Here is a 16,032-nt window from a genome sequence, read left to right as displayed (position 1 = left end):
GGCCTCCTGTCAGCCTCTGATCATGCGGAAAAGCGGCGCCAGCACCCATTCGGCGATCGTCCTGCGCTCCACGACGATGCTCGCCGTTGCCTGCATCCCCGGCAAGATGTCGAAATGTTGCCTGCCGTAGTCGAACGTCTTGCCTCGCAGCGTCGCCCACGCCAGATAGTCGCCGTCGCCACCGCCTTGAGCGGCCAGCGACGCCGGAACGCCCGGTGGCACCGCGGACGCCTGCATGGTCGTGTCGGAAATAGCGTCGATGCGGGCTTCGTAGCTGCCAAACTTCGCGTACGGAAACGCATCGAATTTAAGCCGCACCGTTTGACCTTTTTCGACGAACCCACGACGCCGCGACGGAATACGTAAGGCCGCCCGCAACGCGCCTTTTTCGTCCGTCGCGATGACGAGCGCGACGTCGGAAGCCTCCAGCGTGTGGCCCGGCACGAGTTTCGAAAACATGACGACGCCCGCCCGCGGTGCCGAGATGGTTGCGTCGAGGCGCGACTGCTCGAAGCGCATCTGGATTTCCTGAATGCTTTGCTCGTGCCTGGCGTCGTTCTCTTTCAGTTGCGCGTCGAGGTCGATCAGCGTGCCGCTTAACGTGGATATCTCGCCGCGCAACTGTTCGCGGCGCGCCCTGCCCTGAGCAATGGAGACCTTGACCTGATGCTCGTCGGCGCTGGCCTGCTCGATACGATCGGCTGTCACGTAGTCCGACACCGACTTGAGGCGCACGAGCTTCTGCTGCGATTCGTCCGCAAGCTCGCGGTTCTGGGCAATCTGTTCATCCAGCGCGCTGAGTTCCGCCCTCCGGCTCGCGCCGGTCAGCGACGAAGCATCCCGCTGCGCAATGAGTTGCGCCTTGCGTTGCGTGTACTGCTCGTCAGCGAGGCGAATCTGCTCGTCGCGCATTTGCGAGTCGAACACAGTGCGCTGGCGGCCGTCGCTCGACAGCGATAGATCGCGCTGCAGTGCGAACAAGGGCGCACCCGACGCCACACGTTCCGACGGGTGCACATACACCGACGTCACGAGTCCGCTCAAACCCCGTATCTTCACTTCAGACGGCGACACGATTTCGCACTGCACATCCTGCTTGAGTTCGACTTCATGCAGGAAGCCGAAGCCGATTGCGAGCATCACGATTGCGGACGCGACATAGGCGATCCATCGCCACGAGATGTCCTTGAACTGCGGAATACTGGTTGGTTCCATTACTGTCCTGCCGCCTCTCTTCTGGAGCCGAGATGTATCTATTCAACACCGGTTGCGTGGGCTATCTGGCGGGCGCGAACGCGTACATTGAAGGATGTCCGGCGGCCAGCGAGCGCGCATAGTTGTCTCTCAGCGCTTTCTCGATGCAGTCGGCAAGACGTTGCGGCGCGTCGCTTTGCGCGAGCTCGATCGGCTCCAGCACGACGGCCCGGAAACGCCCGCGCTCGAAGCGCAGATAGAACGGCAGCAACAACGCGTCGAGCGGCGCGCCCATGCGGAATACGCCGTTATGAATACGCGCCGAACGGCCAAAAATGGACACGCCAACCGTCTCCATGGGATAGTCGCTCAACGTGAACGGCGGTGCATCGGAAAACAGCACGACAACACCGTTGCGTCTAAGCGAGCGCGCCGCGCGCAAACCCAATCCGCCGCGATTCGTTTCGCTATAGGTGTGAAGGATCTCGATGTGCGGAATCATCGCCTCATCGCTTCCGTAGATATCTTGCGGCACGCCGGATACGACACCGATGGATGCGAGACCGAGTTGTTGGCGCAGTTCGTCGATCAGATAAATGTTTGCGTATTGCGAAAGGTAGTGAAACGGCGAAACGATGATCGCCCGCTCCGGCGTCGCTGTTTTCACGTTCCTGATGATCTGCGCGAGAACGCCAGCCGCGCGTCGCAAATCCGGCCAGGTTTCGGCGCGGTTGCGCTGGCGGCCAAAATGAAGCCGCTGATCGATCAATTTTTCGAGCACCCTGCCCGACAGCACGCGAATATCGTCAACACGTTCGAGCTTCAACACGTCGCGCCCGACATCCCGCCGCTCAATACCGCTCCAGCGGAGCCGAGCGTTGAAACGACTCCCCACATACCATGCGGAAATGGCAAGCGGCTCGATCGCACGGAGAGGAATACGCGCGAGACAGGCGCCTTGCGCCCAGGCGCGGCTTTGCCTCGCACCGCGCCTGAAGGCAACGGGCAGCGTGCGAAACGCCTTCAACCACTCCATGCTGGCTCCTTCGTCACGGTGACATAGCCATCCCGCAGGAACGCCATCATTCGTCATCTGAACGCGAAACCCAGTCATGAACGACTGGGTTTCGCGAGAGGGCGGGCCGACAATCAGCCCGCCCTTGAACCCCTACTGCACGGTGCTTAGCGCGTCGAAGTCTTTGTTACCGGTGCCGGAGCAGGCGTCGGTGCCGGAGCAGCCTTCGGTGCGCAGGAGCGCTTGCAGCAGCCACCAGCGATTTTCGATTGAGCCAGCGCGTTACGATCGATTTTTTGCATTTTCTTGCCTTTAGTGAAATAAAGTTAGTACAGCTATAACTACAGACTGCGAACTGCAAAACATGGCTTTGCTTCTATTGAGGCTCGGCCAATTCTTTAATCTTTAGCTACCCGGGCCACGCGGTCTTACTGACAGCCGGAGTCAGGACGTCGCGCGAGCGTCCCAAGCCCTATCAGTGATGCCCGTTCGCGCGCTCGACGTCCGACCACAAAACAACCGAATTACGTGCATACACCTTCATCGGCACGGCGTTCATGAACAGCATCAGGCGCTCGGCGCCTTCCGTCTGGTCCGCAGTGGCGACATTCCCAGCGACGTTGTCGCCAGCCGGCTGCTGCCTGGTGACCCACGCGTCCCATCGCGACGCAGTCTTCCGGCTCGTCGGCTCGGTGCCACCCGTGACCAGATCGCGGTGGACGCCGATGTCGATCGGATCCGCACCGCCCGGCTCCAGATGCGGCACCGGCACATAACCGGGACTGCTCGCGTTCGGGTCAACAGAGTCCAACGCGCCGACATTCAAGCCTTTCTTCAACAGCCCAATGTCCGCTGCCATTTCAGGTCGATTGCCCAGCGCAATGCCTCCGCGATGAACAAACACCGAGCCCCGCATATTCGCCGACGCCTGCGAGTAGCCAGAACCGCCGCTTGCACTTGCGCCGACAGTCGCGTAAGCACTCTGGTACTGCACATTGCCGCCACCTGTAGTCGAGCGTTGCGAGTGCGTTCCGTACATGCCGTAGCGCAGTTCATCCGCGGTACCGGCGGAGCCCGCGAGCATGGCCTGTTCGGACCAGCCAGCGCGACTGTCATGCATCAGGCCCGCTGACAGCGACGAAGCGCGCTCCGTCTTGCCGAGCGGCAGCGAGACGCTTGCGAATACCTGGTTGCTCATTGGCCCTGCCAACCCGTTGCGCTGACGAGAAATCGATACCGTGTAATTCAGATTCGTTTCGACCACCCGTAACGCGCCGGTGTAGCCGATCTGAAACTGCGTGTCGGAGCCCGAATGGTTCCAATAATTCGCTGTCGAGCCGGCCACATAAAGCGAACCGTCACCGGCGCCGACGCGCTGGCTCAGGGTGATCTGCAACTGGTTGCGCCGGCGTCCGATGCTGTCTGCGCCGGAACCCGCCTGCACGGCGTCGCGCTGCAGCATTGCGTCGCGCAGCGTGAGGAAGCCACCGGATGAGTAGCCGTACGCTGCGACGGACACGTTCGTATCCGTCTGCTCGATGAACTTGCTGTAGCCGATACGCAAACTTGTGCCGCGCGACCTTCGTGCCTGCGATAGATCGGCCTGAGCCTCCGAAACATCGGCCGACAGCGCACCGATCGGCGTACGGAGCGCCGCGCCGATCAGACCGGACAGATAGCCGTCCGCGACGATCGCCCCGCCATAGCCCGTTATCACGCCGTTGATACCGCGCTGTACCGCACCTTGCAGCAAAGCGCTCTGATGCCTGACCTGCGTGTCACGCGTCACGCCACCGACGATGCTGAAGCGCGTCGAGGCCGGACGCACGAGCGGTACGACAGATGCATACGGCACAGTGAAACTGTGCCGACTGCCGTCCGCCTCCGTCACGGTAACGTTCAGGTTGCCGCCGTACCCGGTTGGTACAACGTCATCAATCTCAAACGGCCCTGGCGCAACTGTCGCTTCGTATAAACGGTTGCCGTTCTGCGTAACGGTGACCAGCGCATTCGACATCGCCACACCGCGCACCACGGGTGCGTAACCGGGCAGCGACTCAGACGCCGCGCTATCGATACTCTCCATCTTTACGCCACGCACGCCGATGCTGTCGAACACCGCGCCGTCCGTGAACTGGTCCCCGAGCCCGATCTGGCTCTTCAGCGAGGGGATGTCATGTTGCAGGTAAGCCGCGACATTCTGGTATGACGTGCCCCGACCCGTATCGGACTGCAACACACCTTGTTCGCGCACTCGCCAGTTGCCGATATTGATGCCGGCAGTAAAGCCAAGATAACTCTGTGTATCTGCTACTCCCTGACCGGACGTATGAAACGTATTGAACGCGTAGCCAAGCGCCGCCGACGGGCTGTCCGCGTACGGATTCACGACAGGTTCGCTCGTCGGCGCCGGCACGTCGGGCATGATTGCCGAAGCATCGACGCCATCACTATTGCGCTGGCCGCTGAACACGCTGCTCGCACCGTCGAGCGCCTGCGCGTGCCCGGACGCCGACACGCAAGCGCCGAGCGCGCCGAACATTAGCGCATGGGTATGCCTGAATGCATGCCTATTCAGTCCCCGCGCGAGTTCGGACTGTGTTTTCCCCGCCATTTCAACCGTCAGTGTTCGTTATGCGTCTAGCGGTGCGCACGTGGCTCTGTGTGACCGCGTTTCGAAGGAAAGTATCGGCGCTGGCGCTCGCGCCCGCTAGACGATTTCACTGAGAGAAGACGGGAACTTTCCCAAAAGGGCCACGGGTTTTACGTGCGGTATAAGCATTGGGCGGCGTTGATGCATCGCCGGGTGCAGACGGGCATTTGCGAATGCGGGAAAGGAGCGTAGCCGTGAGCGCGGCAGCGCTGACAGATGGGTCGCGGCCTGAAGTTTGTCCAGGCCGGGATATCGATGTGAGATGGAGCGGAAAAGCGCGGCGCGGCCCCTACAGCGCAAGCACCGTCACCCCCACTTCCACGCGATGCGCACCGCCGCCGAGAATCATCCCGCGCAGCAAGGACACGTCACTGTAATCGCGGCCGATGGCAAGCGTCACGTGATCCATATCGGCGAGCACGTCGTTGGTCGGATCGAGATCGATCCAGCCGCTGCCGGGGCAATACACCGACACCCACGCGTGCGACGCGTCCGCACCGATCAGCCGCGGCTGTCCCGGCGGCGGATCGTTGCGCAAGTAGCCGCTCACGTAGCGCGCCGGCAAACCCAGCGACCGCAAGCAGCCGATCATCACCTGTGCGAAGTCCTGACACACGCCGCTCTTCAGTTCGAAGGCGCGTTCGGCGGGCGTATCGAACATCGTCGCGGATGGCTTATAGGCGAAGTCTTCGTGAATGCGGTGCATCAGATCGATCGCGCCCGCGGCGATGGGCATGCCGGCTGGAAAACTCGGCAATGCATAGTCGCGCAGCGATGGCCGCGGCACGATATTCGGCGACGCGAAACAGAATTCCGCTTCGGGCCGGAACTGGCCGCCGACGCGAAAGCGCAGCGCATCGGCCACGTCGTCCCATTCGGGCGTCGCCTCGGGATCGAGATCGGTCCAGCGCGGCATGAGCGCCACCGTGGTTTCGCTGACGAGTTGCAAGCGCTCATGCGGCGCATCCAGCGCGAAATACAGCACGTCGTTGCCGAATGCGTCGATCCGGCTATTCAGATACGACGGTTCGGGTTCGATCTTTTCGCTGTGCGAGACCACGCGTTGCCACGAACAGGCAATCGGCCGGATCGTCGCGAGATGCTGCGCGGTCTCCACATACGTGGAATAGCGGTAAGTGGTGCGATGCGAGACGGACAGCACGGTCGGCGTGTGCTTCATGACCACACCTGCGAGGCAACCGTGCTGGCGTGACTGAAATAGCGCGCGCTGATCTCGTGGCCGGCCGCGCCGACGAATCCGGCGATCTGATCGCATACCGCAATCAGATTGACGTACGCGCCGTGTTCGTCCACCTCGCACAGCGATTCAAGCGTCGGCAACACGTCGGTGGGCGCCATCAATTCGGCGAACGGACGATGCCGCGTGCTGCCCGCCGCCACGGCGATCTCGTCGAGCTTTTTACGCAGCCGCTCATAGACGCCGTAGATGCCGCGCGGATTGGTCGGCTCGATGACGATCAGGTCAAGCAGGGCCGGCACTTCGAAGCGGCCCGGATAGAGCGAGCGGTACGTCAACGTGCTGTCGAACAACTGCAGCAGCAGATCGAAACCGGCTGGCGTGGAGAGCTGGCCTTTGTCGGCGACCACGCGCAGGAACGCGGTCATCGCCGACACGCGTTCAATATGGCGGCCCACGAACAGCAAACGCCACGCTTCGTCGCGCGTCATGCGGTCGCCTTGCGCACCGCTGATTGCCGACAACTGCACCGACAGGTGTTCGAGCGCGTTCATCAGCGTGACGCGGTCATAACGCTCGTAGCGTTCGCCGCGGCCGTTACCGTTAGCTTGTGAGGAAGCTGAACCGCCACCATTGCCCGGCGCCGGCATCAACATCTGCAATGCGTCGCGGAAGTCGTTGCGCGCCGCGAGAATCGTGCGCCAGTGATCGTTCGACAGACGCCCGCGCACTTCGCCATTGGATCGCGCCTGCGAAGTCAGGTTCTGGCCGATGCTCGCGGCGCCGGTGCTCTCGATCAGGTTGGCGACCAGCGCACGCTCGAAAGCTTGCGGCGAATGCGGCGCGAACATGTCGCCGGACTGCACGAGCCCGCAATGCAAAGCGAGTTCGACCAGAGTCGGAAACATCGCGTCGGCGTCGTTGCCTTCCAGCGAACCGAGGATCAGGCGCAACAGCCGCACGTTGTTCTCGGCGCGCTCGCCGTAACGTCCGGCCCAGAACAGGTTTTCCGCCGCGCGGCTCGACACGGTGCGATGCTTGCGCGCGAGGTCGGCGGGCTGCATCGGTGAAGGCAGCAACGTGAACGTCGAAGTCGGCTGGCTCGACAGCACCCAGGTATCGACGCTGCTGCCGCCGTACTGCATGGACACCGTGGTCTGGCGTTCGGCGGCCATGCGGGTGAAGCCGCCTGGCATCACATGCCAGCCGCCGTTGACGTCCGCAATCGCATAGGCGCGCAGCACCGACGGACGGCGACCCACGGTGCCATCCTCATAACGCGGCGTGCAGGAAAAGCGCTGCGCCTGCTGGATCGTGTACGTGTCGGGCATGGCTTCGATGCGTTCGCGCCACGTCGACAAGCGCTGGCGCCCCTGCTCCACACCAGGCGGCGCATCGCGGCCGGTAATGGGCCAGGTCGGCACGATGAACGCCTCGTCGAGCCGCCGGAATGCGTGCTCGCGCGCTGCCTCCTCGCCGCACCACCACGTCGCCACGCTCGGCAACATGAGGTCTTCGTCGAGCAGCACTTCGGCGATGCCGGGCAGAAAACCGTGCAACGCCGGCGATTCGACAAAGCCCGAACCCGGCACGTTCGAGACGATCACATTGCCCGCGCGCATGACCTGCAACAAGCCGGGCACGCCGATGCTCGAATCGGCGCGCAGCTCGACCGGATCGCAGAACGCGTCGTCCAGACGCCGCAGCACCACGTGCACGCGTTCGAGACCGGCGAGCGTCTTCAGATAAAGCTTGTCGTCGCGCACGGTCAGATCTTTGCCTTCGACCAGCGTCACGCCGAGGTAGCGCGCCAGAAACACGTGCTCGAAATAGGTTTCGCTGAACGGCCCCGGCGTGAGCAATGCAATATGCGGCGAGTGGTCGGCGCCGTCGCTCTCGTGACGCATCGTGGCCTGCGCAGCCTGCACGAGTGTCGCGATCAGCTGCGAATAGGTCGGCGCGAGCCGGCTCACGCGCAGGGCGCGGAACGGATCGGCGAACAGCGTCGAAACGATCAGGCGGTTTTCCAACGCGTAGCCGAGACCCGACGGCGCCTCGGTGCGATGCGCCATCACGGTCCAGTCGCCGTTGGGCGTGCGCGCCAGGTCGACCGCGACCACTTGCAGGTACTGGCCGCCCGGCGGCGCGTAGCCCTTCACCGAGCGCAGATAGCCGGGGTGGCCGAAAACCAGAGCGGGCGGCAATTGCCCGCGCTCCAGCAAGGTTTGCGGCCCGTAAATATCGGCGACGATGGCGTTGAGCAGATGCGCGCGCTGCGTCACGCCGCGCTCGATATGCGCCCACTCGTCCTCGCTGATCAGGAACGGCAGCAGGTCGAGCGCCCATGGCCGCGGCTCGCCGTTATCCGCGTAGACGTTGTAGCTGATGTCGTTGTCGCGGATCTGCTGCGCGACCGAGGCGAGATGATCGTCGAGCCGCGCGATGCCGTCCTCGCCGAGCCGCTGGAAGAATTGCCGCCATGGTTCGCGCAGCGCGCCCGAGGCGTCGCGTAACTCGTCCCAATGTCCCTCGTAGGCCGGCAGCAGGCGCAACAGGGACGAAGCGTCCGCGCGCGCCGCGGACGTCTCGAAGGGAAAAGTCGATTGAAAGGCCAAGGTCGTGTCGTTTTAAGAGTGTGCTGGTTTCACCAGTAGCGCAGATCCAGTGTGAACGGAAACTCCAGACTGCGGTGCGGCGCATCGACCGTGAGCGGCCCCGGCGTATGACCCGACGCGAAGAAGCGCGCGCGCCGCCGGCTTTCCGCCTCATAGGCGTTCACCGGGAAGGTCTGGTAATTGCGCCCGCCCGGATGAGCGACATGATACTGGCATCCGCCCACCGAGCGGCCGGCCCATGTGTCGACCAGATCGAAAGTGAGCGGCGCGTCCACGCCGATGGTCGGATGCAGCGCCGACGGCTGCGACCACGCGCGAAAGCGCACGCCGGCCACATATTCGCTGACGCGGCCCGTTGGCTGCAAGGGCACCGGCACGCCGTTGACGGTCAGCACGTGGCGATTGTCGTTCAACCCGAGCGCACGCACTTCGAGCCGCTCCACCGACGAATCCACATAGCGCACCGTGCCGCCCGGCGAGCCCTCTTCGCCCATCACGTGCCACGGTTCGAGCGCGTTGCGGATGGTCAGCGAGACGCCGTTCACCGTGGTCTCGCCGACCAGCGGGAAGCGGAATTCGAAGTGCGGCGCGAACCAGCTGCTGTCGAACGCGTAGCCCGCGCGGTTCAGCTCGCCGAGCACGTCGTCGAAATCCATCTTCACGAAAGTGCCGAGCAGGAACCGGTCGTGCAGCTCCGTGCCCCAGCGCGTGAGCCGCTGCGTGTACGGCGTGTGCCAGAAACGCGCCACCAGCGCGCGCAGCAGCAGTTGCTGCACCAGACTCATGCGCGCGTGCGGCGGCATTTCGAAGCCGCGCAATTCGAGCAGGCCGAGCCGGCCGGTCGGGCCGTCGGGCGAATAGAGTTTGTCGATGCAGAACTCGGCGCGGTGCGTGTTGCCCGTCACGTCGATCAGGATGTTGCGCAGCGAGCGGTCGATCATCCATGCCGGCAGGTTCGCGCTATCGCGGCCGCCGAGCATGTCGATCTGCCGCTGCAACTCGCGGAACGCCACTTCGAGCTCGTAGACCTGATCGTTGCGCGCTTCGTCGATACGGGGCGCCTGGCTGGTCGGTCCGATGAACAGTCCGGAAAACAGATACGACAGCGACGGATGGTTATGCCAGTACGCGATCAGGCTCGCCAGCAGATCGGGCCGGCGCAGGAACGGACTGTCGGCGGGCGTCGCGCCGCCGAGCACGAAGTGATTGCCGCCGCCGGTGCCGGTGTGCCGGCCGTCGGTCATGAACTTCTCGCTGCTCAGATAGCTTTCAGCCGCCGACTGATACAGATACTCCGTGTGATCGACCAGTTGGTCCCAGTTCGCCGCGGGATGAATGTTCACCTCGATCACGCCAGGGTCCGGCGTGACCTGCAGTATTTTCAGGCGCGCGTCGCGCGGCGGCGGATAGCCTTCGAGCACCACCTGCATGCGCAACTCGGCTGCGGTCGCCTCGACGGCGGCGAGCAGATCAAGATAGTCGTCGAGTTCGGTGAGCGGCGGCATGAACACATGCAGCAGTGTGCGGCCGCTGCCGAACGCTTCGGTTTCGGCCTTCGGACCGGCCGCGCGTTTCGGGTCGCGCGCTTCGACGCAAATCGCCGTGCGGATCGTTTCCTTCGACGACTGCCCGCGTTTGGGCGGCGCTTCGTCACCAAGCTGGCGCGCGTAGGCCAGCACGCCACCACCCGGCATGCCGCTCAGCAACTCCGCCGCCGAGGACGACAACGCCGCCGCGCGCCGCGCATCGGCGGGGCTCATGTTGCGCTGCTCGCCGTCGTATTGCATGCGCAACTGCGCGGCCGACCTCAACGGCACGGGCGGCGCGAACGGGTCGTGCGCATGCTGATACGGATAGTCGGTCTTCGAGACCCATGGCAGCGAATCGAGCGGCAGGCGGTAACCCATCGGCGAATCGCCGGGAATCAGGAACATGCGCTCGTCGCGGAAAAACCAGCGGCCGCTGACCCATTGCGGCGGCTCGCCGGGCAGATCGCGTTCACGCGCGAGCGGCAGCACGAAGCCGGTTGCACCGCCCAGGCCCGCGTCGAATACGCGGCGCAGGCGCACGCGCTCCAGTTCGTCGTCCAGCCGCGCGTCGAGTGGATCGACGTTGACCGGCAGACGGCGCTCGCGCCACAGGTAGTACCAGACGTCCTCGAAACCGGGCTGGATGCAGTCGGTGTCGAGAGAGAGCTTGGTCGCGAGATGCGCGAGGAAGCGTTGCGCGTCGGCCGCCGTGTAGGTGCCGGGCTCGCGCTCGTCCGCGAACAGCGACGGATCGTGCCAGCAGGGCTCGCCGTCGGCGCGCCAGTACAGCGACATCGCCCACCGCGGCAGTTGTTCGCCCGGATACCACTTGCCCTGGCCGATATGCAGGAAGCCGTTCGCGCCGTAGCGCGAGCGCAGCTTGTCCATCAACGCGACCGCGTAGCCGCGTTTGGTCGGGCCGAGCGCGTCGGTGTTCCATTCCGCGGCGTCGCGGTCGCGCACCGAGACGAAAGTCGGCTCGCCGCCCATCGTCAGGCGCACGTCCATGTCTTGCAATTGCTGGTCGACCTGCGCGCCCATGTTCAGCACGTCGGCCCAGACCGCCTCGCTGAACGGCTTGGTGACGCGCGGCGTCTCCAGAACACGCTCGATCGACATCGTGTGTTCGAACTCGACCTCGGATTCGTCGACGGCGCCGGAGATCGGCGCCGCGCTGCCCGGCTCGGGCGTGCAGGCGACGGGGATATGCCCTTCGCCCGCCAGCAGCCCGGAGGTCGGATCGAGACCGATCCAGCCCGCGCCCGGCAGGTAGACCTCGCACCACGCGTGCAGGTCGGTGAAGTCGACTTCGGTGCCGCTGGGGCCATCGATCGATTTCACGTCAGGCGCCAGTTGCAGCAGATAGCCGGACACGAAGCGCGCCGCCAGCCCTAACTGCCGCAAGGTCTCGACCAGCAGCCAGCCGGAGTCGCGGCACGACCCCGCCGCGCTGACGAGCGTTTCCTCGGGCGTCTGCACGCCGGGCTCCATCCGGATGAGGTAGCGGATTTCGCGCTGCAGCCGCTGATTCAGTCCGACGAGAAAATCGGCGGTGGCGGCCGGCGTGCGGTCGATACTCGCGACGAACTCGGCGAAGCGCGGCGTCATGGGCCGCTTGACGCGGTAGGGCGCGAGTTCCAGCGCGAGGCCGGGCGAATACTCGAAGGGAAACTGCTCGGCCGAGGGTTCGAGGAAAAAGTCGAACGGGTTGTAGACGGCCATTTCGGCGACCAGATCGACGGTCACCTTGAATTCGCGCGTCTTCTCGGGGAACACGAGCCTGGCCTGGTAGTTGGCGAACGCGTCCTGCTGCCAGTTGATGAAGTGTTCGGCCGGCTCGACCCGCATCGAATACGACAGGATCGGGGTCCGGCAATGCGGCGCAGGCCTGAGACGCACGACCTGGGGCGACAGTGAAACCAGCCTGTCGTAACGGTAATGTGTGACATGATGCAACGCGACGCGTATGGACACACCGGACTCCTGGACGAAGGATGGCAGCCCGCCAAAAGCAAGCTTCATGCCGTTTATGGAACGCCTGTCAAACAAGTGCGAAAAACCGCCTGAACTGCCTGGACTCCCCGGATCATCGCCTGCTGTGAAGTTTGCCGCGCATCGCCGACCGTCCGGTCGATCGGATCAAGCGCCGTTCCACTGCCGTTTTCAGTGCTACGCACCAAAGCGGCGCAGCGCCGATGCACGATCATGCACGTAATGTGCGTTAAACCAGTGACGTCTGGCAAATGCGGCATGAAGATTGCGAAGTGGCTTCTTCTACGACTGCCCTCCCACTCCAGGCCCCACCGATGAAAACCTTCCACTGCAACCATTGCTCGCACCTCGTCTTCTATGAAAACGTTCGCTGCGAACGTTGCGAGTCGTTGCTTGGCTATGTGCCCGAAGTGGCGGAAATCAGCGCGTTCGAAGATGCCGGCGAAGGCCGCTTCCGCAGCCTGCATCCGGACGCCCAAGGCGCGCTGTTCCGCCAGTGCCACAATTACGCCGTCGAAAACGTCTGCAACTGGATGATCCCGGCCGACTCGCCGGACCTGCTGTGCCGCGCCTGCCAGTTGACGCTCACTATCCCGAATCTGAGCGCGCCCGACAACCGGCTCTACTGGTATCGGCTGGAAATGGCCAAGCGCCGTCTGCTTTACACGCTGGCCGAACTCGGCCTCGACGTGAAGTCGCGCCAGGCCGATCCCGAGCACGGCCTCGCGTTCGAATTCCTCGAGGACGGCGGCGACGGTTCGCGCGTCATGACCGGCCATGATAACGGGCTCATCACGCTGAACATCGCTGAAGCCGACGACGCCTATCGCGAGAAAGTCCGCACCGCGATGGGCGAGCCCTATCGCACCCTGCTCGGCCACTTCCGGCACGAGACCGGGCACTACTACTTCAGCCAGCTGGTGGAGAACAATCCGCGCTGGCTCGAACCGTTCCGCAAACTGTTCGGCGACGAAAGCGTCGACTACGGCGAGGCGCTGAACGCCTACTATCGCGACGGCGCCCCGGCCGAGTGGCAGGCTTCGTTTATCAGCGCGTATGCCACGATGCATCCTTGGGAAGATTGGGCCGAGACGTGGGCGCATTACATGCTGATCGTGGACGTGCTGGATACGTCGACGTCTTACGGCGTGGCGCTCTTGCCCGACGACCCGAGCGAGCCGACTCTGACCGATCGCACGCCCGTTGAAGACGCGAGCTTCGAGAATCTGATGAAGCGCTGGTTTCCGCTCACTTATGCGCTGAACAGCCTGAATCGCAGCCTCGGCATGCCGGACGGGTATCCGTTCACGCTGGCCGCGCCGGTGGTGGAGAAGCTGCGCTTCGTGCATCGGGTGATTGAAGCGGCCGGCGATAAATCGCAGCCGCGGGAAGCGGCGACGCCGCCGGGTCAGGCGGCGGTGGTGGCAGTGCAGGAGCCGGAGGCGCAAGCTGGGGTGGCGCGTGCAGTGAAAGCGGCGGCGGGCGCGGCGCCGGGCGATGCGATTGACGCGCCGGCGGCGCAGGCAGAGCCGCCGGCGCAGCCCGCGCCTGTCGCCGCTCGGGCAGCCCCGGCCAAACGAGCTACGAAACGACGGTAACCCGTATTTCGGAAGCAAACCGCCCTGGTTGGGGATCGGCTCTTAAAGCCGCATCCCTGACACGTTCAGCGCGCGCAAGTACCGGTCTTGGCACGATCCCCCTCAAAAACCCCTCTCTCAAAATAAGACTCTTCCTACATGCAGCCCGGTCGAATTCTTTGACAATCAGGTTCAGTTGGCGACACACGCAATAAACGCAGATCGCCTCAGTCGGCGCGCCGTGCTTCGAATCACGCGTCGCAACCCGCCTTCGGTTGCAAACGCTCTGCCGCCCGCCTCCCTGTCATTGAACATAACGCGCATGCGGAACGCCGCAAGCCGTTCACCATCGACCCAAGCCATGAGCACCGAATTTTCCCTCGAACGTTTCGAATCCCAGATCCAGTCCCGTGACTACGACGCCGCGCACGAGGAATTCTGCACGCTACTCAAGACGCTGTCCGGCAAGCGCGGCCGACTCGGCGCCGAACCCTTCGCCCGCACCGCGCCGAACTCACCTGATGACGAAAAATCGCTGGATACCTTGCAGCGGATCGCCGACGGTTTCACAACGCTGTTTTCCGCCCCCGAGTATCCGCTCGAGGCGGAGAAGATAAACGTCATGTTCTGGGGCCGGCCGTGGATCAACATGATCTTCGCCGTGTCATCGTATGGATCGACGGATCACATCGTGCGCAAGCTCCTCGAAACCGTCCAGAACGACGATGAAGCGCGCGCCACATTGACCCGCAAGCAACTCGTCCTCTACACGTCGGGCTCGCAATACGATATCGATTTTGCCGACCTCCACCAGCGCGACCCCGTGCTCGCGACAAGCCTTGGCGTTTCGATGGTCGCCGGGGCGGTGCACATCTCCCCCGCCGCGCACGAAAAGCGCGAACGTCTGCTCAAATGGTTGCCCGGCGCGCTCGACACGATCGACGACCTCGACGACTTGCCGACCGGCGCCGTCTGCGGCGCCTACATGCACTGCAGTTATTCGACCTCGCCTGAGCGGCATGAGATCAAGCGCAGCATCAACATGCTGGTGCGCAAGAAGCTGGACACGCTCGGCCTGCTCGGCCACGAGGCCAGCGTCTCCCGCACCAGACTCAAAGGACGCAAGCCGGTGATGCTTGTCGTGCTCGAATGGTTCTCGGGCGGTCACTCGATCTATCGAACCCATTCGCGCACCATGCTCGCCGCGCGCCAGCATTTCGAAGTCGTCGCGTTCGGCGAGGCGCAGCACGTGGACGAAGCGGGACGCGCGATTTTCGACCGCTTCGTCGAATTCGAGCATCCGGAATATATCGGCGACTGCATCCGTCAGATCCAGGAATTCGCCGCGCGCGAGAAGCCGGACGTGCTCTATATGCCGAGCGTCGGCATGTTCTCGCACACGATCTTTCTGTCGAACCTGCGCGTCGCGCCGCTGCAGATCGCGGGGCTCGGTCATCCCGCGACGATGCACGCGGCGCATATGGACTACGTGAGCGTCGAGGACGATTTCGTCGGCGACCCGGCCTGCTTCAGCGAAAAAATGCTGCGTTTGCCGAAAGATGGCCAACCGTACGTGCCGTCGAAACTGCTCACCAACGTCGTGCCATCCGTGCCGGAGCGCGGCGAAGTGGTCAACATCGGCGTGACGGCCAGCGCGATGAAAATCAATCCGCAGTTTCTCGAAACATGCAAGGCGATCGTTCACACCGCGCGCGTGCCGGTCAAATTCCATTTCATGACATGCTGGAGCGAAAGCATCGATCTCGCGTACGTCAGAAAATCGATCTACGCGACGCTGCCGGAATCGAGCGTGGATGTCTACGGCTCGCTCAGTTACCCCGAATATCTGAAGATCCTCAACACGATGGACATGTTCGTGAGCCCGTTCCCGTTCGGCAATACCAACGGCATCGTCGATTCGTTCACGATGGGCCTGCCCGGCGTCAACCTGTGCGGGCGTGAAGTGTTCGAGCATATCGACAGCGGCCTCTTCGAGCGCGCTGGTCTGCCGTCGTGGCTCACGACTCACTCGACCGACGAATACGTGCGCGCCGCCGCCCGGCTCGCCGAACAGCACGATGAGCGCGAAGCGCTGCGCCGGCGCCTGATCGACGGAAAAGCGGTCGAGCGGATCTTCGAGGGACGTCCCGAGGCGTTCGGTGAAGGCGTGTTGAAGTTGCTGAACGGTCTCGGCAAACGGTAAGTCATTCGACTGCGTCAAACGCACGGGCCGCGACGGAATATCTCCGTCGCGGCCCG

Annotated in this window: 8 protein-coding genes; 2 read left to right on the top strand and 6 right to left on the bottom strand. The window is 63.6% G+C overall.

Annotated elements, in window-relative coordinates:
* Nucleotides 1–9: 9 nt before the first annotated feature.
* From B0G73_RS00895 to B0G73_RS00870, 6 genes are all read right to left on the bottom strand, one after another.
* Complete coding sequence (locus tag B0G73_RS00895) at nt 10–1,215, bottom strand: HlyD family efflux transporter periplasmic adaptor subunit (protein ID WP_106277040.1); 1,206 nt, start codon at nt 1,213–1,215, stop codon at nt 10–12.
* A gap of 61 nt (nt 1,216–1,276) precedes the next feature.
* Nucleotides 1,277–2,230 carry a hypothetical protein gene (locus B0G73_RS00890; protein WP_106277039.1) on the bottom strand — a complete coding sequence of 318 codons (954 nt, stop codon included), beginning with the start codon at nt 2,228–2,230 and terminating at the stop codon, nt 1,277–1,279.
* 454 nt (nt 2,231–2,684) lie between these two features.
* The gene (locus B0G73_RS00885) at nt 2,685–4,823 is read right to left on the bottom strand and encodes a fimbria/pilus outer membrane usher protein (protein WP_106277037.1); all 2,139 of its coding nucleotides are present in this window, start codon (nt 4,821–4,823) and stop codon (nt 2,685–2,687) included.
* A gap of 328 nt (nt 4,824–5,151) precedes the next feature.
* A complete protein-coding gene (locus B0G73_RS00880) occupies nt 5,152–6,042 on the bottom strand; it encodes a transglutaminase family protein (RefSeq protein WP_106277035.1) in 891 nt (296 codons plus the stop codon).
* On the bottom strand, nt 6,039–8,675 hold the full coding sequence (locus tag B0G73_RS00875; protein WP_106277033.1) for a circularly permuted type 2 ATP-grasp protein: 2,637 nt from the start codon (nt 8,673–8,675) through the stop codon (nt 6,039–6,041). The genes B0G73_RS00880 and B0G73_RS00875 overlap by 4 nt, the downstream gene beginning before the upstream one ends.
* A 29-nt stretch (nt 8,676–8,704) precedes the next feature.
* Entirely contained in the window at nt 8,705–12,178 is a 3,474-nt protein-coding gene (locus tag B0G73_RS00870) for a DUF2126 domain-containing protein (RefSeq protein WP_106277678.1), read from the bottom strand.
* Between the two features lie 332 nt (nt 12,179–12,510).
* Here B0G73_RS00870 and B0G73_RS00865 point away from each other — a divergent pair, with 332 nt between their 5' ends.
* Both B0G73_RS00865 and B0G73_RS00860 read left to right on the top strand, forming a co-directional pair.
* On the top strand, nt 12,511–13,794 hold the full coding sequence (locus tag B0G73_RS00865) for a putative zinc-binding metallopeptidase (protein ID WP_106277032.1): 1,284 nt from the start codon (nt 12,511–12,513) through the stop codon (nt 13,792–13,794).
* 340 nt (nt 13,795–14,134) lie between these two features.
* Nucleotides 14,135–15,976 carry an adhesin gene (locus B0G73_RS00860; protein ID WP_106277030.1) on the top strand — a complete coding sequence of 614 codons (1,842 nt, stop codon included), beginning with the start codon at nt 14,135–14,137 and terminating at the stop codon, nt 15,974–15,976.
* Nucleotides 15,977–16,032 lie beyond the last annotated feature (56 nt).

Origin of the sequence: Paraburkholderia sp. BL25I1N1 (assembly GCF_003002025.1) — a bacterium.
Classification (GTDB): Bacteria; Pseudomonadota; Gammaproteobacteria; order Burkholderiales; family Burkholderiaceae; genus Paraburkholderia.
Note: the sequence above shows the minus strand (reverse complement) of the source record. Positions and strands in the feature narration are given on the sequence as shown.